The 18,288-nt window shown below is 62.5% G+C and carries 23 protein-coding genes; 16 read left to right on the forward strand and 7 right to left on the reverse strand.

All coding sequences use genetic code 11. The features are described 5' to 3' along the window. Positions 1-657: 657 nt before the first annotated feature. Positions 658-1,551 carry a LysR substrate-binding domain-containing protein gene (locus tag MM194_RS17550; protein WP_241344276.1) on the reverse strand — a complete coding sequence of 298 codons (894 nt, stop codon included), beginning with the start codon at positions 1,549-1,551 and terminating at the stop codon, positions 658-660. A 91-nt stretch (positions 1,552-1,642) separates the two neighbouring features. On the opposite strand from MM194_RS17550, the gene MM194_RS17555 reads away from it, so the two are divergent. Beyond that, positions 1,643-2,500 (forward strand): DMT family transporter, encoded by an 858-nt coding sequence (locus MM194_RS17555; protein WP_241344277.1) that lies wholly within the window; start codon positions 1,643-1,645, stop codon positions 2,498-2,500. A gap of 17 nt (positions 2,501-2,517) precedes the next feature. Here the strand turns inward: MM194_RS17555 and MM194_RS17560 are convergent, their stop codons facing one another. Beyond that, a complete protein-coding gene (locus MM194_RS17560) occupies positions 2,518-3,099 on the reverse strand; it encodes a uracil-DNA glycosylase family protein (RefSeq protein WP_241344306.1) in 582 nt (193 codons plus the stop codon). A 102-nt stretch (positions 3,100-3,201) separates the two neighbouring features. On the opposite strand from MM194_RS17560, the gene rarD reads away from it, so the two are divergent. Together rarD and MM194_RS17570 are read left to right on the forward strand one after the other, a co-directional pair. Further along, entirely contained in the window at positions 3,202-4,095 is an 894-nt protein-coding gene (gene rarD / locus MM194_RS17565) for an EamA family transporter RarD (RefSeq protein WP_241344278.1), read from the forward strand. Then, a complete protein-coding gene (locus MM194_RS17570) occupies positions 4,092-4,442 on the forward strand; it encodes a GIY-YIG nuclease family protein (RefSeq protein ID WP_033131726.1) in 351 nt (116 codons plus the stop codon). Before rarD ends, MM194_RS17570 begins: the two co-directional genes overlap by 4 nt. 43 nt (positions 4,443-4,485) lie before the next feature. Here MM194_RS17570 and pspG read toward each other — a convergent pair whose 3' ends face one another. From pspG to MM194_RS17590, 4 genes are all read right to left on the reverse strand, one after another. After that, positions 4,486-4,704 carry an envelope stress response protein PspG gene (gene pspG / locus MM194_RS17575; protein ID WP_033131734.1) on the reverse strand — a complete coding sequence of 73 codons (219 nt, stop codon included), beginning with the start codon at positions 4,702-4,704 and terminating at the stop codon, positions 4,486-4,488. Between the two features lie 45 nt (positions 4,705-4,749). After that, complete coding sequence (locus tag MM194_RS17580; protein ID WP_033131727.1) at positions 4,750-4,956, reverse strand: PspC domain-containing protein; 207 nt, start codon at positions 4,954-4,956, stop codon at positions 4,750-4,752. 2 nt (positions 4,957-4,958) lie between these two features. Continuing rightward, positions 4,959-5,621: a phage shock protein PspA gene (gene pspA, locus MM194_RS17585; RefSeq protein ID WP_241344279.1), complete on the reverse strand. Its 663-nt coding sequence runs from the start codon at positions 5,619-5,621 to the stop codon at positions 4,959-4,961. A gap of 209 nt (positions 5,622-5,830) precedes the next feature. Then, positions 5,831-6,559 carry a 1-acylglycerol-3-phosphate O-acyltransferase gene (locus MM194_RS17590; protein WP_033131729.1) on the reverse strand — a complete coding sequence of 243 codons (729 nt, stop codon included), beginning with the start codon at positions 6,557-6,559 and terminating at the stop codon, positions 5,831-5,833. Between the two features lie 177 nt (positions 6,560-6,736). On the opposite strand from MM194_RS17590, the gene MM194_RS17595 reads away from it, so the two are divergent. The 4 genes from MM194_RS17595 to MM194_RS17610 are packed head-to-tail and all read left to right on the forward strand — an operon-like array spanning position 6,737 to position 10,482. Next, positions 6,737-7,114: a hypothetical protein gene (locus MM194_RS17595; protein ID WP_241344280.1), complete on the forward strand. Its 378-nt coding sequence runs from the start codon at positions 6,737-6,739 to the stop codon at positions 7,112-7,114. 51 nt (positions 7,115-7,165) lie between these two features. Further along, positions 7,166-9,220 carry a protein-disulfide reductase DsbD domain-containing protein gene (locus MM194_RS17600; RefSeq protein ID WP_241344281.1) on the forward strand — a complete coding sequence of 685 codons (2,055 nt, stop codon included), beginning with the start codon at positions 7,166-7,168 and terminating at the stop codon, positions 9,218-9,220. Beyond that, positions 9,217-9,954, forward strand: a complete 738-nt coding sequence (locus tag MM194_RS17605) for a DsbA family protein (protein ID WP_241344282.1) — start codon at positions 9,217-9,219, stop codon at positions 9,952-9,954. The genes MM194_RS17600 and MM194_RS17605 overlap by 4 nt, the downstream gene beginning before the upstream one ends. 3 nt (positions 9,955-9,957) lie before the next feature. Next, positions 9,958-10,482: a protein disulfide oxidoreductase gene (locus MM194_RS17610; protein ID WP_241344283.1), complete on the forward strand. Its 525-nt coding sequence runs from the start codon at positions 9,958-9,960 to the stop codon at positions 10,480-10,482. 85 nt (positions 10,483-10,567) lie between these two features. Here the strand turns inward: MM194_RS17610 and MM194_RS17615 are convergent, their stop codons facing one another. Next, positions 10,568-10,978, reverse strand: coding sequence for an EF-hand domain-containing protein (locus MM194_RS17615; RefSeq protein WP_033131798.1), 411 nt, complete (start codon positions 10,976-10,978; stop codon positions 10,568-10,570). A 300-nt stretch (positions 10,979-11,278) separates the two neighbouring features. Here MM194_RS17615 and MM194_RS17620 point away from each other — a divergent pair, with 300 nt between their 5' ends. The 9 genes from MM194_RS17620 to MM194_RS17660 all read left to right on the forward strand — a co-directional run bounded on the left by MM194_RS17620 (position 11,279) and on the right by MM194_RS17660 (position 18,189). Beyond that, positions 11,279-11,563: a DnaJ domain-containing protein gene (locus MM194_RS17620; RefSeq protein ID WP_241344284.1), complete on the forward strand. Its 285-nt coding sequence runs from the start codon at positions 11,279-11,281 to the stop codon at positions 11,561-11,563. A 7-nt stretch (positions 11,564-11,570) separates the two neighbouring features. After that, positions 11,571-12,101 carry a hypothetical protein gene (locus tag MM194_RS17625; protein WP_042643077.1) on the forward strand — a complete coding sequence of 177 codons (531 nt, stop codon included), beginning with the start codon at positions 11,571-11,573 and terminating at the stop codon, positions 12,099-12,101. Between the two features lie 24 nt (positions 12,102-12,125). Next, the gene (locus MM194_RS17630; RefSeq protein ID WP_241344285.1) at positions 12,126-12,893 is read left to right on the forward strand and encodes a hypothetical protein; all 768 of its coding nucleotides are present in this window, start codon (positions 12,126-12,128) and stop codon (positions 12,891-12,893) included. Between the two features lie 11 nt (positions 12,894-12,904). Then, complete coding sequence (locus MM194_RS17635) at positions 12,905-13,807, forward strand: hypothetical protein (protein WP_241344286.1); 903 nt, start codon at positions 12,905-12,907, stop codon at positions 13,805-13,807. A 517-nt stretch (positions 13,808-14,324) separates the two neighbouring features. Next, entirely contained in the window at positions 14,325-14,540 is a 216-nt protein-coding gene (locus MM194_RS17640; RefSeq protein ID WP_033131793.1) for a glycine zipper 2TM domain-containing protein, read from the forward strand. A gap of 484 nt (positions 14,541-15,024) precedes the next feature. Continuing rightward, the gene (locus tag MM194_RS17645; protein WP_033131792.1) at positions 15,025-16,515 is read left to right on the forward strand and encodes an oligopeptide:H+ symporter; all 1,491 of its coding nucleotides are present in this window, start codon (positions 15,025-15,027) and stop codon (positions 16,513-16,515) included. Positions 16,516-16,768: 253 nt separating this feature from the next. Further along, the gene (locus MM194_RS17650; protein WP_033131791.1) at positions 16,769-17,149 is read left to right on the forward strand and encodes a VOC family protein; all 381 of its coding nucleotides are present in this window, start codon (positions 16,769-16,771) and stop codon (positions 17,147-17,149) included. A 229-nt stretch (positions 17,150-17,378) separates the two neighbouring features. Then, the gene (locus MM194_RS17655; RefSeq protein WP_033131790.1) at positions 17,379-17,630 is read left to right on the forward strand and encodes a hypothetical protein; all 252 of its coding nucleotides are present in this window, start codon (positions 17,379-17,381) and stop codon (positions 17,628-17,630) included. 184 nt (positions 17,631-17,814) lie between these two features. Further along, on the forward strand, positions 17,815-18,189 hold the full coding sequence (locus MM194_RS17660) for a hypothetical protein (RefSeq protein WP_033131789.1): 375 nt from the start codon (positions 17,815-17,817) through the stop codon (positions 18,187-18,189). Positions 18,190-18,288 lie beyond the last annotated feature (99 nt).

The following is an 18,288-nucleotide window of genomic DNA, read 5'->3' on the forward strand; positions in this document are numbered from 1 at the left end:
CGGGTGGCCTGATCGTTGCTATCAGGCCACTCCAAATCTCGGCCCCTCGGTCGTGGTCTGTGCCACCAGCCTGTTTGTGCTCAGTCAGTTCAAGAAAGCCTGAATCTCGGGTGGCCTGATCGTTGCTGTCAGGCCACTCCCAATCTCGGCCCCCCGGTCGTGGTCTGTGCCACCAGCCTGTTTGTGCTCAGTCAGTTCAAGAAAGCCTGAATCTCGGGTGGCCTGATCGTTGCTATCAGGCCACTCCCAATCTCGGCCCCCCGGTCGTGGTCTGCGCCACCAGCCTGTTTGTGCTCAGTCAGTTCAAGAAAGCCTGAATCTCGGGTGGCCTGATCGTTGCTATCAGGCCACTCCCAATCTCGGCCCCTCGGTCGTGGTCTGTGCCACCAGCCTGTTTGTGCTCAGTCAGTTCAAGAAAGCCTGAATCTCGGGTGGCCTGATCGTTGCTATCAGGCCACTCCCAATCTCGGCCCCTCGGTCGTGGTCTGTGCCACCAGCCGGTTTGTGCTAAATCAGTTCAAGCGAGCATAGAAGGCACGAGGCCGGACAGCGACAATGACCACCGCCATTCCGTCCCATGGCAAAAACCTTCAACAAAACCTGCCTTAGCAGTCAATTACAGTAGTTTAATCTCAACAAAGCAGGACAAACCACCGCTCAAGGTTGACTCATGCTCTGCCGCGTCTCCATCATCAGCCATTGCCGCAACCGGCTGATGGCGGGCTCGTGAGCCCGCGCGCGCTTACAGGTGAAATAGAAGGCATCCCCTGTCACCAGCTGGTGCACCGGCAGCGCCACCAGCTGGGGATCGTCCGGCCGCAGCATGTAATCGTTCACGAACGCCACCCCCTGATCCCAGGCCGCCGCCTCCATCGCCAGCAGCACGTGGCTGAAGTGGTGCATGCGCGCCTCATCCGGGATGACCAGATCACCCGCCTTGGCCCAGCGCTGCCAATCCTCCCCTCGCGCCTTGTAGATGGACTGCACCGACAACAGCGGCAACTGCCAGATGGCCTGGGGCCACTTCCCTTCGACCTGTTGCAGCAGGCGCCGACTGCAGACCGGGAACAGCCGCTCCCGATAGATGAGATCGTGGCTGTAACCGCGCCCGTGAGGGGAGACGGTGATGAAGCAGTCCGCCACCCGATCGGACAGTTCAGGATCTTCCGCCACCATCTCCAGGCTGAGATCCAGCTCGGGGTAGAGCTGGCGCAGGCCCGCCAGGCGCGGGATCAGCCACTTGACCGCAAAGGAGCTGTAGACCGCGAGCCGCAGCCGCATCTCGCCGCCGCCGCGCAACTGCTCGCTGCTCTGGGCAATCTGGCCGAGCCCCGCCGAGATACCCTCGAAGTAGAGCTCCCCCTGCTGGGTCAGTGACAACAGCCGACCCTGGCGCAGCAGCAACCGCTCCCCGAGAAAATCCTCAAGCAGCCGGATCTGGTGGCTGACCGCGCTCTGGCTGACGTTCAGTTCCAGCGCCGCACGGGAGAAGCTGAGCAGACGGGCGACCGCCTCGAAGTATTGAACGGCGCGCAGGGGGGGCAGTTTCATTATCCAAAATTCTCATGGATGGTGATTTTTTATCATTTTACTGGATAACAAGAGGAGGGCTACCCTTCCCTCATCTGAAGCGGGAGGTGGTATGAATGCAGTCGGGATCGGCATCCTTTATCTGGTGCTTGGCAACATGGTGGCGGTCTTTTCCGATGCGCTGGTCAAGGTGCTGGATCCGAGCCAGCCGGTGTTCCAGTTCGTGTTCTTCCGCCAGCTCTCCGCCGCCCTCTTGCTGACCCCCTGGCTGCTCTGGTCCTGGCGTCGCCATCCGCCGGTAGCGCTCAAGTGGCACCTGCTGCGTGCCCACATCTGGGCCATCGGTGTCTGCCTGATGGTGGTCGCCCTCACCCGCCTGCCGCTCGCCACCGCCAACGCCCTGTTTTATGCGGCGCCGTTGCTGATGGTGCCGCTCGCGGTCTGGCTAGCGGGAGAGGCGCTGTCGCGTCAGAAGGTGTTGACGGCGCTGCTCGGCTTCATCGGGGTGCTGATCGTGTTGCGACCGACCGAGGTGAACTGGGCGGCCCTGGCCGCGCTCGGGGTCGCGCTTTCCATGGCGGTCAACAACCTGCTGATCAAGCGGATCCCGCTCAAGCAGCCCATCGCCCAGACCCTGTTCTTCACCAACGTGCTGAGCATGCCCATCATACTGGCGCTGGCCTGGTGGGAAGGGGGGGATTGGCAGTGGCAGATGTGGTGGCCCGCGTTCGGCTCCTCGGCGCTGATCATGGTCTACGCCGGACTCTGCGTGGTGGCCTATCGCAAGGCGGAGGCGAGCAAGATCGCCTCGGCGGAGTACACCGGCCTGTTGATGGCAGTCGCCATCGGGGTCTGGTTGTTCGACGAGCAACCGGGACTGCCGCTGCTGCTGGGGTGCCTGTGCATAGTGCTGCCCCTCGTCGTCATGGCCCGTGGCAAACCAAAACCGGTCGCCGAGCCCGCGACCTGAGTCCGGTAATGAGAGGGTCACCCCAGCAGTGGGGTGACCCTCTGTCTAAGGTGCGGGATGACATCCTGCTCGAACCAGGGATTCTTCTTGAGCCAGAAGGTGTTGCGCGGCGAGGGATGGGGCAGCGGCAACCAGGCGGGGCCATAGTCGGCCCAGTTTCTGACCGTCTCGGTGAGCGTGCCTTTAGCTGCTCGGCCCAGATAATGGTGCTGGGCATATTGGCCGATCAGCAGGGTCAGCTCGATATGGGGCAGCAGCATCAGCACCTTGTCGTGCCAGGTCGGCGCGCACTCGGGGCGCGGCGGCAGATCCCCCGACTTGCCCCGGCCCGGATAGCAAAGCCCCATCGGCATGATGGCGATGCGGGACTCGTCGTAGAAGGTCTCCTTGTCCACCCCGAGCCAGTGACGCAACCGATCGCCGGAAGGGTCGTCCCAGGGGATGCCGCTGGCATGGACCCGGGTGCCCGGCGCCTGACCGATGATCAGCAGGCGAGCACGCTCGCTGCCGCGGATCACCGGCCTGGGCCCCAGCGGCAGGTGGGCCTCGCATAACCGGCAGGCCCGGATCTGTTCAAACAAGCTATCGAGTCGGTTCATGGTGGCCATGGTAACAGAGTTTCCGGCAGGATCCCGCTTGTGGAACCGGCGGCAGATACTTATCATGCCGCCACATTTGTTTAATTTAATAAACGGAATGGGATGAAAAATTGGCTGGGCACCGGCAGTGCGGCCCTCTCCTTCGTGCTCTGGGGTCTGCTACCCCTCTACTACCAGTTCATGCCCGAGGTGAACATGTGGGAGCTGCTCTCCCACCGGGTGCTCTGGTCGGTCGTCCTGCTCGGCGGGATCTTCCTGCTACTCGGTGTATCCGTGCCTTGGGCGCGTCTGCGCGCCGAGCCGCACCAGCTCGGCCTCATCCTGCTGGCGGGCCCCGTCATGTCCATCAGCTGGTGCATGTTCACCTGGTGCCTGACCACGGGCCAGGTGCTGGCCACCAGCCTCGCCTTCTTCATGACGCCGCTGTTCAACATCGTGTTCGCCGTCCTCTTCCTGAAAGAACGGCTGACTCCGCAGAAACGCCTGGCGGTCGCCCTGGCGCTGACAGGGCTGGCCTACATGCTGTTCTCCTATGGCGAGCTGCCCTGGTTCTCCCTCATCATGGGGGCCAACTTCGCCTTCTACGGCCTCATCAAGAAGAAGGTGCGCTACGACGCCGGGGTCAGCCTCTACCTCGAGTCTCTGGTTCAGCTCCCAGTTGCATTGCTCGTCCTCGGCTATCTCAGCGTCCAGGGCACCAGCCTGTTTATGGCCGGAGACTGGAGCGATCGCCTGCTGCTGATGGGCAGCGCCCCCGCCACCCTGCTGCCGGTGGGTCTGTTCTGCTACGCGGTGGCACGCACCCGCATGAGCACCGTAGGGCTGCTGCAATATATCGAGCCCAGCCTCGCCTTCCTGCTCGCCATCTTCTGGTTCGGCGAGACGCCGGATCCGGTCAAATCGGTGGGCTTCGCCTTCGTCTGGGCCGGCCTGCTGGTAAGCCTGCTGCCCCTGCATCTGCTCAGGCGCCGCCGGCTCGAATGGCGCAAGACATGAGCATGGCCACCGTGGCCGATACGCCGCCTTCCCGCTGGTTTATCTATCTGGTGCGCACCGGGGCGAACTCGCTCTACGCGGGTATCAGCACGGATCCGGAGCGTCGTCTGCGTCAGCACCAGAGCGGCAAGGGGGCCCGTGCCCTGCGGGGCAAGGGGCCGCTGACCCTGGTGTGGCGGCAGCAGGTCGAAGACAAGAGCCATGCCCTTCGCCTCGAATATCGGCTCAAGCAGCAGAGCAAGGCCTTCAAGGAGCGACTGGTGCAAGACCCTTCCCTGTGGGATGAGTGGAGTCGACCTTGGCTGGCAGGCATCGAAGCCGAGGCCACCACCGACCCGACGCCATAAAAAAAGCCACCGCGAACGGTGGCCGGGGAAAAGCCAGGGAGGCTTAACGGTAGGTATTTGACTGCTTGCGCCTGTTGCTGATGAACCAGCACACCAGCAGCAGCCCCAACAACCAGGGCGCCAGCTTGATGATGAGGGCAACCATGCCGGCCAGGGCGCCAAACAGCACGAAGACCCCGCTCACCAGCAACATGGCCAGCACGGTAAAACCGGTCAGCGCCATGGTCACCAGCACTAGCATCAAGACGATAAATTCCAGCATGGTTTGCTCCTCACGCATCTCACTTGCCGGCGGAAAGACACGGGGTCAATCCAGCCAGCGCTTCAATTCACGACGGGGTGGCATGGCGAGCACCGCCAACAGATAGATGGCCAGGGCCAGGGGCGGCATCAGGATCAGGGCGAGCAAGGCCACCACCCGCACCGTCACCCTGGAGATACCCAACCCCTTGGCAAGGCCGGCGCAGACCCCGGTCAGCTTGCGATGGGCCAGGTCTTTCGGCCAGGGGGTCATGATTACACCTCGACCTTCTGACCCTTCAGTCGGGCCAGTTCGCGCTCGATTTCGTCATTGAGCTCCAGCTCGCGGAACTGCGCCTCCAGGGAGGGATTCTGCCCCAGAGTCGCCGCCTCCAGCTGGGCTTCCAGCTGATCCACCCGGCCCTGAAAGCCGTCGAAACGGGCCATCAGCTCGTGCATGCGCTGGTTGTCGACCTGGGCACGGGCCCGGATCCGGCTGTGGGCCGTCTGCTCGCGCAGGGTCAGCAGCTTCTGCTTCTCCCGCGCCTCGGTCAGCTTGGCGGCCAGCCGTTCGCTGTCGGCGGTCAGCTGGGCCAGCACCTCGGCCACCCGGGCCTTGTCCTGCTCCAGCTGCTCGCATTTCTTGACCTCCGTCAGCTTCTCGGTGAGGGCGGCACGTGCCAAGTCTTCACGGCCCTTCTGGATGGCGAGCTCGGCCTTGGCCGCCCACTCCAGGATCTGGTGGCGCAGCGCCTGTTGATGGCGCTCCAGTTGCTTCTGCTCGGCGATGACGCGGGCGGCCTGGGTTCTCATCTCGACCTGCACCTGCTCCATCTCCTCGATCATCAGCCGCAGCATCTTCTCCGGATCCTCACTCTTGTCGAGCAGGCTGTGCAGGTTGGCATTGATCACGTCGGTCAGGCGGCTAAATAGGCTCATGGTCTGGCTCCTCGTTGATGGGATGTCACTCTCTTCCCATACCATTACAAGAGCCGTGCCAAGATAATTTATCGTTGTGTTACAACTAGATGGGGATGTATGGCAGAAATTCAACAAGCATGAAGTGGTGAAAAAAACCAACAAGATGGTGATTCTCACCAATAAAAAAGGGAGCCGACGGCTCCCTCAATCATTCAGCGGATCCTGGCTCAGGCGGCCGGCCCATGACCCAGCTGGCTGTCCAGCTCGGCCAGCTTGGCCTCCATCTGGGTGCGGCAGTTGTCGGAGAGTTCGCGGATGCCGGCGGCACCGTGCTCCTTGCTGCACATAGGCGGCAGCATCTCCAGCAGCACCTCGCCGTTGTCCCAGCGGTTCAGGTCGACCTGACCGAAGTAGCTGGAGCAGACGATGGGCACCACGGGCACCTCGGCCTGCACTGCGGTATGGAAGGCGCCAGCCTTGAACGGCAGCAGGCCACGGCCCTGGGAACGGGTCCCTTCCGGGAACATCCAGATGGAGGTGCCATGGTGCTTGATGCGATCCACCACCTGGCCTATGGTGCCGATGGCGCGGGAACGGTTGGATCTGTCGATCAGCACGTTGCCGGAAAGCCAGAAGATCAGGCCGAAGAACGGCAGCCACAGCAGGCTCTTCTTGCCCACCGCCACCACGCCGGGGCGCACGGCGCCAGTCACGGTGAAGATGTCGAAGTTGCTCTGGTGATTGCAGACATAGACAGCTGGGCCGACCGACTTGACCTCGTCCGGGATGATCACCCTGACCTTGAGCCCGATCAGCGGGCAGACGGCATGGTACATGCGGGCAAACACATAGACGTTGTTGGGGTGGCGCGGGCGCACCAGACAGAGCAACAGACCAAACACGAACCAGAAGACGAGCAGCAGGGTTAGCAGCAGCACACGGGCAAGTTTGAGCATCGAACACCTCGGAATTTGACTCGGCGCAGTATACTGGTCCCCCTTTTAGCGAACAAGCGTTCGCCAAACAGAACCGACCATCCCCGGCACCACTTGGGGCACACTCAGCCTTCCCCCCGACTTGCCCCACCCGCCAATGGCCGTTAGGATGTGGCCATCTTGATGAACGGGGCGAGCATGATCCACCAACAACGCATGGCGAAACGACTCCTGCTGCTGGTCTGCCTGTTGCTGCTCAATTGTGCGGCCCAGCCGCTGGCCCGGCTGGCCATGCTCGATCAGGCCCTCAGCTGCCAGGCGCTCCCCCAGCCAGGGGCTGCCGACCATCAGGATAGCGCCAAGTCCAGCAGCCCGCAGCCGAGCAGTTGCCAGCTCAACGGCAAGTGGCTGAGCGCCGCCAGCCTGCTCTGCGTCGAGCAACTGTTCTTCGCGGTCGCACTGGTCATTGCCCTGTTGGCGCCACTCTGGCGCTATACGCCCCCCTTGCCTCCCCCGAGAGTCATCTCGCCGCCCGAGCGGCGTCTTCATCTCACCCTCTGCGTCTGGCGGGAATGAGTTCAGCGGTTTCTGTCATTTACCGTCATTCATTTTTTGCGAGACAACAAGATGTCAAATCTCTTCAAGGCAACCCTGCTACTGGGCTGCTTGCTGTGGCAATCCATCGGCTTGGCCAGCGACACGGGCTGGCTCACCAGCCCCCAGAACGATCACGCCAAGGTGCGGCTGCAGGCCGATCGCAGCGACCCCGATCAGACCCGGATCCTGCTCGACATAGCCCTGGAATCGGGCTGGAAAACCTACTGGCACAGCCCGGGTGAGGGGGGCATAGCACCCCAGATCTTGTGGGATAAACCCGTCGCAGATTTCCAGTGGCACTGGCCCGTGCCCCGCCACTTCGAGGTGGCCGGGCTCAGCACCCAGGGCTACCAACAGAGCGTCAGCTTTCCCCTCAGTCTGCGCCATCCGGCCGATGAGCCACTCAAGGGCACACTGCGCCTCTCCACCTGCAGCAACGTCTGCATCCTGACCGATTATCCCTTCACGCTCGATGCGGGTGGCGCCGTGGCGGCGGGCTTCGACTTCGCCTGGGCCAAGGCCATGAGCGCCCTGCCCCAGTCCCTGCCGGCCGACATCGACATCCAGCTCGGCTATCAACACAACCAGTTGCAGCTCTTGGCGGAACGGGCCGGCGGCTGGCAGGCCCCGGCCCTCTTCATCGATGGGCTGGAAGGGGCCGAGTTTGGCAAACCCGAGGTCGAGGTACAGGGCAATCGCCTGATCGCCCGGGTCCCCGTCAGCGACGGCTGGCAGGGGGATGCGCCGGATCTGCGCGGCAAGACCCTGGGCCTGCTGCTCACCAGCGGGGAACAGGCCTGGCAGACCGAGGCTAGCATAACGGCGGCCCTGGCCCTGCCCGAGCAGCACGAGTCGCTGCTCTGGCTGCTGGGGGCCGCGCTGCTCGGCGGTCTCATCCTCAATCTGATGCCCTGCGTGCTGCCGGTGCTGGCGCTCAAGCTCGGCTCGGTGCTGCAACAGCAAGACAGGCGACAGGCCGAGGTGCGCAAGCAGTTCCTCGCCGCCAGCGCCGGCATCCTCGCCTGCTTCTGGGTGCTGGCCGCCATGAGCAGCCTGCTGCGCGCCACCCAGGGCGCGGTCGGCTGGGGTATCCAGTTTCAGAGCGCCGGCTTCATCGGCTTCATGGTGCTGGTGACGGCGCTGTTTTGCGCCAACCTGCTGGGCTTATTCGAGATCCGCCTGCCGAGCAGTCTCAGCACCCGGCTCGCCACCAGCGGTGGCAATGGCCTGGGGGGCCACTTCCTGCAGGGCAGCTTTGCCACCCTGCTGGCGACCCCCTGCTCCGCCCCCTTCCTCGGCACCGCGGTTGCCTTCGCGCTGGTGGCGCCGCTCGGGGAGCTGTGGCTCATCTTCACCGCGCTTGGGCTTGGCATGAGCCTGCCCTGGCTGCTGGTGGCGGCCCTGCCGCGTCTGGCGCTCTTGCTGCCGAAACCGGGCCGCTGGATGGGGCGGCTGCGCATCCTGCTTGGCCTGATGATGCTGGGCTCCAGCCTCTGGCTGGTCAGTCTGCTCGGCAACCATCTGGGCACCCTCGCCACCCGCTGGCTGATGGCGGGCCTGCTGCTGGCGCTGCTGGTCGGCATCATCTGGCGTTATGGCATCCGCGGCTTCACGCTGGCGCTCTCCCTCTCGGCCCTGATCGGCGGCGCCCTGCTGTTGGGGGGGGCCTTCACCGTCCAGGGCTCGGCCAGCGTCGATCGGGTGACCTGGCAGCCCCTGTCCGAACAGGCTATCACTCAGGCATTGGCGCAGAACAAGCGGGTCTTCGTGGATGTCACCGCCGACTGGTGCGTGACCTGCAAGGCCAACAAATACAACGTCTTGCTGCGTGATGAGGTGCAAGAGGCCCTCTCGGCCCCAGACCTGGTGGCCCTGCGCGGCGACTGGAGCAGGCCGAGCGACGCCATCGCCGCCTTCCTGCGCAAGCGGGGGGCCGCCGCCGTGCCCTTCAACCAGATCTACGGTCCCGGTTTACCGCAGGGAGAGACCCTCTCCCCCCTGCTGGACAAGGCCGACCTGCTCATCGTCTTGAAACAGGCCGGCCTCGCGCCGGACAACAACAGCTTCCAAGGAGAACAACCATGAACCTGCGTACCCTGACCCTGATCGCCTCTTTCTCTGCCGCGCTGCTGGCCCCGGCCCTGCACGCCGCCCCCTTCACCCCGGAGCAGGAGGCGCGCATCAAGGAGCTCATTCGCGAGACGTTGGTACAGAATCCGAAGATCCTCGACGAGGCGGCCGAATCCTGGGAGAAGCAGAACACCGCCGCCCAGGAGGCCCAGCTCGGCAACTTCATCAAGGGCAATCAGGATGTGCTGTTCAACAGCGCCACCAGCCCGCGCCTCGGTGCCAAGAATCCCAAGCTGACCCTGGTGCTGTTTACCGACTACAACTGCCCCTACTGCAAGCAGTTCGATCCCCAGATAGCCAAGCTGCTCAAGGCTTATCCGAACGATCTGGGGCTGGTGATCAAGCTGCTGCCGTTCAAGGGCCAGACCTCCGCCAAGGCGGCCCAGTACAGTCTGACCCTGTGGCAACAGGATCCGGCCCGCTTCCTCCCCCTGCACGACAAGCTGATGAGCAAGCAGGGCATGCTGACCGAGACGGACATCAACAAGGCGTTGGCGGCCACCGACAACCTGACCCTCAAGCCCGATGCCAAGGCCACCGAGGAGCTGCGCAACAGCCTTCGCATCGGCACACTCCTGGGCGTGCAGGGCACACCGGCGACCCTGATCGGCAACCAGCTGGTGCCGGGCGCCCTCCCGTACGAAGAACTGGAACAGCTGGTGAAGACCGAGCTGGCCAAGCGGAGCTAAGCCATGGCGGAAGATGCGGTAGCAAAGGCGCCCCGCTGGCGACGCTGGGGCAAGGAGGCGCTCTGGCTGCTGTTGATGGCGCTGGTCGTCTCCACCCTGCTGGATCTGTGGCGCGGCCCGACCCTGCCGGACGGGGCCATGGAGGCCCCCTTCACCCTGCAAGATGGCACCCATACCAGCCTCGCCGCCCTGAGTCAGGGCAAGCCGCTGCTGGTCTACTACTGGGCCAGCTGGTGCGGGGTCTGCCGCTTCACCACCCCGATGGTGGAGCAACTGTGGCAGGAGGGTGAGAACGTGCTGACGGTGGCCCTGCGCTCCGGCAGCGACGCCCAACTGCAGCAGGGCATGAGCAAGAAGGGCTTGAGCTTTCCCACCCACAACGATGAGCAGGGCAACCTCGCCGCCCAATGGCAGGTGGGAGTGACCCCGACCTTCCTCATCATCGAGGATGGCAAGCTGGTGAGCAGCACCACCGGCTGGAGCAGCCGCTGGGGTCTGAAGCTGCGACTGTTGTGGGCCCGTTGGTAACGACGGCGAAAACCCGAAATGACCAGAGCCCGGTAGCGACACCGGGCTCTTTTTTATGGCATGGCACGCACAGCTCAGGCGCAACCTATTGAGTCGATTCCATCACCCGCTTGTCGAGATGGGCTTTGATGTCGGCCCGCTCCGTCTCGCCGATCACCCCGTCCCCGTTCTTGTCCAGGCGAGAGAAGATGATCTCCTGGCGCTCCATGAACTGCGCCTTGGTGGTGTTACCTTTCGGCTTCAGGCCCTTCATCCGCTCCGGCACGGGCTTGCCCGCCTGCTTCATCAAGGCTTCCATCTTGGTCAGGGCGGCCTCTTTCTCGGCAACCGAGAGCACGCCGTCCCCATTGTGATCCTGCAGGGCGAAGCGCTGCTCGGCGCGCGTCATGAACTGCGTCTTGGTGATGTCCCCCATCATGGGCGTGGCGGGCAACGAATCGACCGCGAAGGTGAAACCGCTGAAGAGCGCGAGGGAGAGAAGACAAGGTTTGAACATGGCGATGATTCCTTATGCTGACCCGGCCTTGCCGGCCCTGGTGATCTGGCGTGAGCCTGGTACCTGAGCCAGCACCCGCCCCTGCCGCCGGGGAGTGGGTGGAGAACAGGCCGCCACCTCGCCCCTACTGCCATTGTAGCCCCCCGGCCGGGAGCCAACCCCACCCCGATCCTGGCCATATCGCTTCCTATTCATGGCGGTGGCGCCTTGTTTCCGTTAAAATGACGGGTTTTTACCGTGCCTGGTTCCCCAAGCCCCATCAGGCGCCAGCATTGTGACTCTGATGATGCAGGATCTGTCATGAACAACTACTTTCGGGTGCTGGGCGTCAAGTCCAACGCCAGCGAAAACGACATCAAGAAAGCCTATCGACGGCTCTCGAACCAGTACCACCCCGACAAGCTGCACGGGGCGAGCGAAGAAGAGAAAGAGCAGGCCGCTGCCTTGCTGCATCAGGTGAAGAAGGCCTACGAGGTCCTCTCCGATCCCAAGGCACGCGCCGCTTTTATCAAAGATTTCAACAATATCATCGTGACCGATCCCGCTGCTGCCATGCAGGAGATGTGGGACCAATTCTACCCCTGAGGGTGCTATGCAAAAAAAATGGGATCAGGCGCGGCTCAAGGCGCTACAGAGTGATGCTGGCGAGAACATCGAATCCTACCGGGATCAGGACCAGCCCAAGGCGCTGGAGCAGTTCACCGGCAAGATGAAGGCCCTGCTGCTGGCGGATATCAGCATGCTGGAATTCATGCCCGAATACCTGCCGCTGGCGCTCTATGGCCGGGTGCAATTCCCCCCCAAGGCCAAGCTGGCCTGGGCCAAGTGGCTCGGCAGCAACGTGCAGCCCGACTGGGACGAGTTCAAGGTGTCGGTGGCGTTCAACAACGCAGACCTGCCCCTGGTCAAGGCGGTGCGGGCCCAGAGCGAGGAGCAGCTCATCGAAGCCTGCGCCGTGGTCTATCTGCTGGACAACCCCCTGCCTCGCGGCGGCCGCCATATGGATGACGACTACGAGCTGCGCGACGAGGATGAGGATGACGGGGAAGATGCCGACGCCGACTATCACGGTGGAGACGGTGAAGAAGACGATCAGGACATGTACGACGAAGTACGTTTCTAATTGGGGCCCGCAGTGGATAAGAGCATGAGCAACAGTCTGATAGAAATTACCGCCATCGAGATCAAAGAGCTGGCCGTGATCGAGCCGAAGCAGGCGAGCGAGAAGTTCGAGCTGATCGCCAAGACCATGTCCGACGAACAGTTGGCCGAAGTCATTGAAAACATTGATATCGTCACCCTGACCCAGATCAATGGCCAACACGACATCTCCTTCCCGTCCATCATCTCCGAGCTGATGACCCCGGAGCGGATCCGCGACATCGTCTGCCAGCAGCCCCTCTACTGGGAAGAGGCCATCAAGAACAACGCCGATGAGTTGCAGCAGCACACCTTCGACTTCCTCAACTACCTGATCCGCACCCAGGACAACGAAGCCAAGCAGCGCGAGATCCTGGAATGCATCGCCGAAGATCCGGCCGGCCTCTTCTACCTCGCCATCCCCTTCATCGAGTTCTATCGTGGCGATCGCTACGAGGACGACGAAGGCTATGGCGACGTGCTGCACGCCGAGGAGGAAGATCTCGAGGAGTCCCTGCGCTACAGCGAGCGCCAGCAGGCCGAGGGCACCCACGACTACTCCCTGGATGACCCCAGAAGCCTGCTGATGCTGATCCGCGAGCAGGCCCCCGAGGTGGAGAAAGCCATCAAGTCCCTGTTGCGGAGCGAAACCTCCTCCTGGGATGGCATCATCAACAAGTTCGCCGCCGAACTGGTGATGCAGGCCAAGGAGAAGAACAAGGTCGAGGAAGACGAGTACGGCGACGTCGACGACATGTTCAGCTTCCTGGATTGAGGTAGATAACCATGCAACTAGTCATCCGCGAGGCCAACGAGGGTCCCTTCCTCAGCCAGGTGCTGCGCTTCGGTCGTGACAACGAGCGCCTGAGCCCCCAGCAACTTGCCGCCATCAAGGGCAAGGCGGTGCTGATGAGCCTGAAGTTTGCCGACAAGTACTACAACAAGTACAAGATGCACCTGCTGGAACAGGCCGCCCACGACGTGATCGGGGTGGTGAGCCTGGGGCTGCAGGAGCTCTCCCAGCGGGATACCGCCAAGGCGCTGGCGCTGTTGCAGGCGCCGGAAGGCCCCATCAAGCCGTTCCAGAAGGGCTGGTCCATGCTCATCTCCGTCAGCCCCAAGCAGACCGGCAACAGCCTCTATGGGGACGTGGATGCACGGCTCCTGGACAAGATCTCGAGCCCACCGGACGTGGAGGAGTGGCAAGGCTGGCAGGAGTATGAAAAAGCGCTGGCCGAGCACAACAAGACCCGGCTGATGGGGCTGCTGGACAGCCACTTCTTCGCCTATGACAATGACCACCCCACCATGGAGGACAAGCTGGCGGAGGCCCTGCTCTATCGCCTGCTCTGCGGTGAAGGTGACGGGGCGGCGAAGATAAAGGTGAAACAGGATCTCAAACGCCGGCTTTCACGGGATATCGCGCTAAAAGATGAGTGGTACAGCAAAGATTATATCGCCGCTCAACTCGAACGCCTGCTCGCCGAGCTGCCCCTCGACATGGCCGCCGCCCTGCGTCAGGAGCTGAGCCCCGGCTTCGTGCCCAACCTGCTGCACAGCCTGAGCTTCGTCCGCCAGTACCAGCAGTTGCAGCGGGAGAACGCCTCGCCGGAGAAGCTCGACAACATGGAGATGCGCGCCGGCCTCAGGCACCCCCTGCTAGGCTGGCCGCTCTACCACGACTTCTGAGGCGCGCTTTAGCCGCCCAATCCGTCGTTATTCAACGCCCGGTTCGCCGGGCGTTGTCATATCCCCCTCCCGGAGGAAAAGAGAACACACCCGCATCGCCACACCATTGCGACCATTCCATATGCCCACAGCCATCCCGCACAGCACCGCCTCCCCCGCCCATCTGGCACACATAAGGGGCCGGGAATGACCGCAGGGGGTAACAAGCGCTGCCCATGACTGCGGCACCCGGCCGCGAGGCGAGGAGCAACGGCAGTGGCATCAGAAAGGCCCCCCTATAAGCGTTAGCGTACAGACAGGCGCGCGGAGCCGGGGGAAGATGGTCGCCATCACAGACAAGCGGCTAGCAAACCGCCCGTCTGGTATGTGGAGCAGCCGTTCGATATGCCGCCAGCTCTGCCGCCGAGCAACCACTATCCGGGCTTACGCGTTGGGGACCGGGTCGGGATCAGTCACAGCCTCATGGTTGATGGCTGAATACACCCTGACGTATTGATCAGTATCAAGAGGTAACCCCATGAAGAAGATCCATGGTTTAGCACGAGGCGCCGTCGCAATGGTCATGCTGTTTGGCTTGGCAGCTTGCTCCGGCATGTCGCAACAAGACAAGAGTACCGCCATCGGAGCCGGTATCGGCGCCGTCGGTGGCTCGGTTCTGACCGGAGGCAGTGCGGTTGGTACCGTGGGTGGGGCCGTCGTCGGTGGCGTAATTGGCCATGAAATCAAGAAATAGGCCTCCCCCTCTCCGTCATAATCCAACGCCCGGTTCGCCGGGCGTTGTGCTATACGCAGCAAGCCGGCCATGGCGGCAACTGCCCCATTATGCAGATATTTATGCATTTCCAGAGCGTGGTTGCATGGATGGCCCCTCCCTTTTGCACCTCGGCCATGGCGGGAATGACGTCACAAAAGTGACAGGGATCTCGCTACCCTGACCAACTTGGAGCCAAACAGCCATCAAGATGCCGAGGATGGCGCCGTTCTCACCAACCAAGGCGTGACCAAGCCGCCACAGCAAAAGAATAAAAAGTCAGAATAAATTGATAAACAGCAATTAATCGTTCGGGATTAAATTTAAGGTCTGGCAATTTGCCTAGGCTGGTCGCTAAATGTCGATCCAGCCTTGAAACCCGCAGGACGCACGACAGGCTAACCGGCAGCAGACCGGTACGCTCTCAGGATGAGTTGTGATTCTTTCCTCTCACAGGAGACAAGCCGTGAGCGCTTCGACCCCAGCTTCTCATCACGCCAGCGTCCCCCCGGGCTCGGGTGCCCTGTTCTTCATCCAGACCTTCGCCACCCTGGGTTTTGCCGTCCTCTACTCCACCCTGGTGCTCTACGCCACCAAGCGCCTCGGCTTCAGCGAATCCCAGGCCAACGCCATGATGGGGATCTTCGGCGCTTTCAACTACGGCCTGCACCTGTTTGGCGGCTACCTCGGCGGGCGCTACCTCAGCAACCGCAACCTGTTCGTCATGGGCATGGTGTTGCAGGTGATCGGCTGTTACCTGATCGCCGAGAGGGGGATCAGCGGCCTCTATTGGGGGCTCGCCATGTTCCTCACCGGCAGCGGCCTCAACGTCACCTGCCTCAACATGATGCTGACCCAGCGCTTCGCCCCCGACGATCACCGCCGCGAGAGCGCCTTCCTGTGGAACTACGCCGGCATGAACCTGGGCTTCTTCATCGGCTTCTCGGTGGCGGGCTACTTCCAGCTGACCGAGGATTACCGCACCCTGTTCCTGTTCGCCACCCTGGGCAACGTGCTGGCCATCATCGCCACCCTCTGCTTCTGGCCCATTCTGGCGGATATCAACACCCCGCTGCGCCACATCAAGGGACGCGGCTTCTACCTGCGCATGCTCGGCGGCCTCGCCATCCTGGCCCTGCTGGTGCCGGCCCTGCGCCTGCTGCTGACCCACGCCAGCTTCAGCGGCAGCTTCGTGCTGCTGCTGGGGGCCATGGTGCTGGTGCTGCTCTGCGTGATAACGGCGCGCCATCGGGATCCGGCCGAGCGCAGCCGCATGGTGGCCTACCTCATTCTGGCCCTCGGCTCCCTCATCTTCTGGTCCCTCTACCAGCTGGCGCCCATGGGGCTGATGCTGTTCTCCGAGCACAACATCAACCTCAATGTGTTCGGCTGGCAAGTCGCCCCCCAGTGGATCCAGAACATCAACACCCTGGTCATCGTCATCGGCGGCCCCCTGATGGCCCTGCTGTTCAAGCGCCTGCGCGAGCAGGGCTGGCGCATCGACATCCCCTCCCAGTTTGCCGCCTCCCTGTTCTGCATGGGGCTGGGGATGCTGGTGCTGCCGGTGGGCATCCATCTGGCGGGGGCGGACGGCCTGGTCGCCTTCAAGTGGATCGCCATCAGCTATGTGCTGCAGAGCCTGGGGGAGCTGCTCATCTCCCCCATCGGCTACGCCATGATCGGCAAATTGGCCCCCGCCAGATTGCAGGGGCTGATGATGGGCTGCTGGATGATGGTGACCGGCGTCGCCTCTGTGCTGGCGGGCTATGTCTCCGCCGCCATGCCGCAAAACAGTGGCAGCACCCCGATCGCCACCAATCCGGGCTACGGCTCGGTGTTCAATATGCTGGGCTGGGGTTCCCTCGCAGGTGGCCTGATCCTGTTGCTGCTGGTGCCCCGTCTGCGCCAGCTGATCGCCGCCAGATTTACCCCGTCGGCGACGCCCGTCACCGCCTGATCGCACTTTGGCTCGGTCATTGCAGCCAATCACGCAGAGGGCAATGCGCCCATGCTTGATGACAGTACAGGAGTGGCTTGCCCCCATGGCGGGTAGCAAATGTGCCCCGGCAGAAGCTGTCACTGCAAGCGCGGCCCATCCCATCCATCCTTATAACGCCCGGTCTGACCGGGCGTATTGCTATCCCGCCATATCGCCTGGCATGGGAAAAGGCGGGCTTGGACGGCGACACAGTTTTTCGGGAGGCGCATAGATGGAGCTGGACGACAAGAAACCCCTGGTGGGCGTGGCTCACGTGGTGCTGCAGACGGATCGCATGGCGGAGTCGGTCCACTTTATGCGGGCCCTCGGCATGAGGCTCCTCTTCGACGGGCCCGAGATCTCCGTTCTGGAGATGCGCGGCGGCACCCACCTGCTACTGATGCACAGCGATAAGGTCGTTGCGGGAGAGGCCCCCTTCGATCTGATGGTCGACGATCTGCACGACAGCCACCGGCGCCTGAGCGCCCTGGGGCTGGCGCCCTCCCCCATAGAGGCACGCCCCGCCATCGCGCACGAGCTCTTCACCCTGCGCGAGCCCGCCGGCCGGCTCATCACCATCTTCTCCAGCCATGCCTCCGGCAAGCCCATATAGAGGAGCCACAGACTGCATCCTCCTGTTTCATTGCCCTCTTCGCCCATAGAGGACTGAGCGCCGCCTCCCTCGTGCGGCATCCGCCCCGCCAGGACCCCTGCCGGCAGATCCACCCACAATGAGCTAACCCCTTGGTATAATTGGCCTACAGACTGTCAGGAATATAATGAATTCTTCCTACAGGCAGCAGGGGCCAGGCGTGAGCAGAAAACCCGACCGTATCACCGCGATGCAGCAGATCATCGATGCCGTGAAGCAAGAATTCCCGCTCTATCAACCGGATACCTTCAAATGCGGGCCGAACAACACCTGCATCGGCTGCCCCAAGAAGCTGATGGAGCTGGTGGATACGGATCTCTGCTACTGGCAATATCAGATCAATCGCGGCATCCCGCCCAGCTTCGACGAGCTCTATCGTTTCGGCAAGATGTGCAAGAACATCCGCCGGGCGCTGGTGAAGAATGGCCGGATCCCCGCCTGAAATTTTATAAACATCTGCCCTGTTGTGATTTCACAGATCGTTTCATCTACCAGGGCGAGGAATACCCGGATTGGGTAAGGCAGAGCCGATAATTTGCAATAAAATAGACGGGTCTCCGGTCCAGGATTAAGGGCCCCTCAAACGGATCAGGCCATTCCCACATCTCAGTTCAGGAGGAAACGTCATGACTCAGGAAAGGATCCAGACCCAGTATCGGCTCGCCGGCCCCTTTGCCACCCAGGCCGAGCTGGAACAGGCGATCGCTCAGGCCATCGCGGCCCACAAACAAGACTTCTTCCCCCTGCTGGAGCGGCTGGTGGATGAGGGCAATCCCGCGGTCAACCTCAGTCAGGAGCACCCGCCGCAGGTGCTGCGCATCGAACTCGCTCAAGACGGCACCCAGGGCCTGGCCCACCTCAGCTACGAATCCAACTTCTTCGAGTGCTGCCTGATCGTCAACGAATATGAGCAGCACCAGACCAGCCTGCCCTTTAGCCTGGAAGGGGATCAGCTGATTTTCGATATCGAGCTGCCCATCAAGTGGAATTTCAATAATTAAGGCTTCGGCGGTGCAATAAGCGCAGCGTATTGCACCGGCAACATAGGTGAAATCGATGGGGCGCCAGTCATGGTGCAGCGGCCGAATGAAATGACGGCC

This window comes from Aeromonas sp. MR16, assembly GCF_022549315.1.
In the GTDB taxonomy this organism is placed as follows: Bacteria; Pseudomonadota; Gammaproteobacteria; order Enterobacterales; family Aeromonadaceae; genus Aeromonas; species Aeromonas aquatica.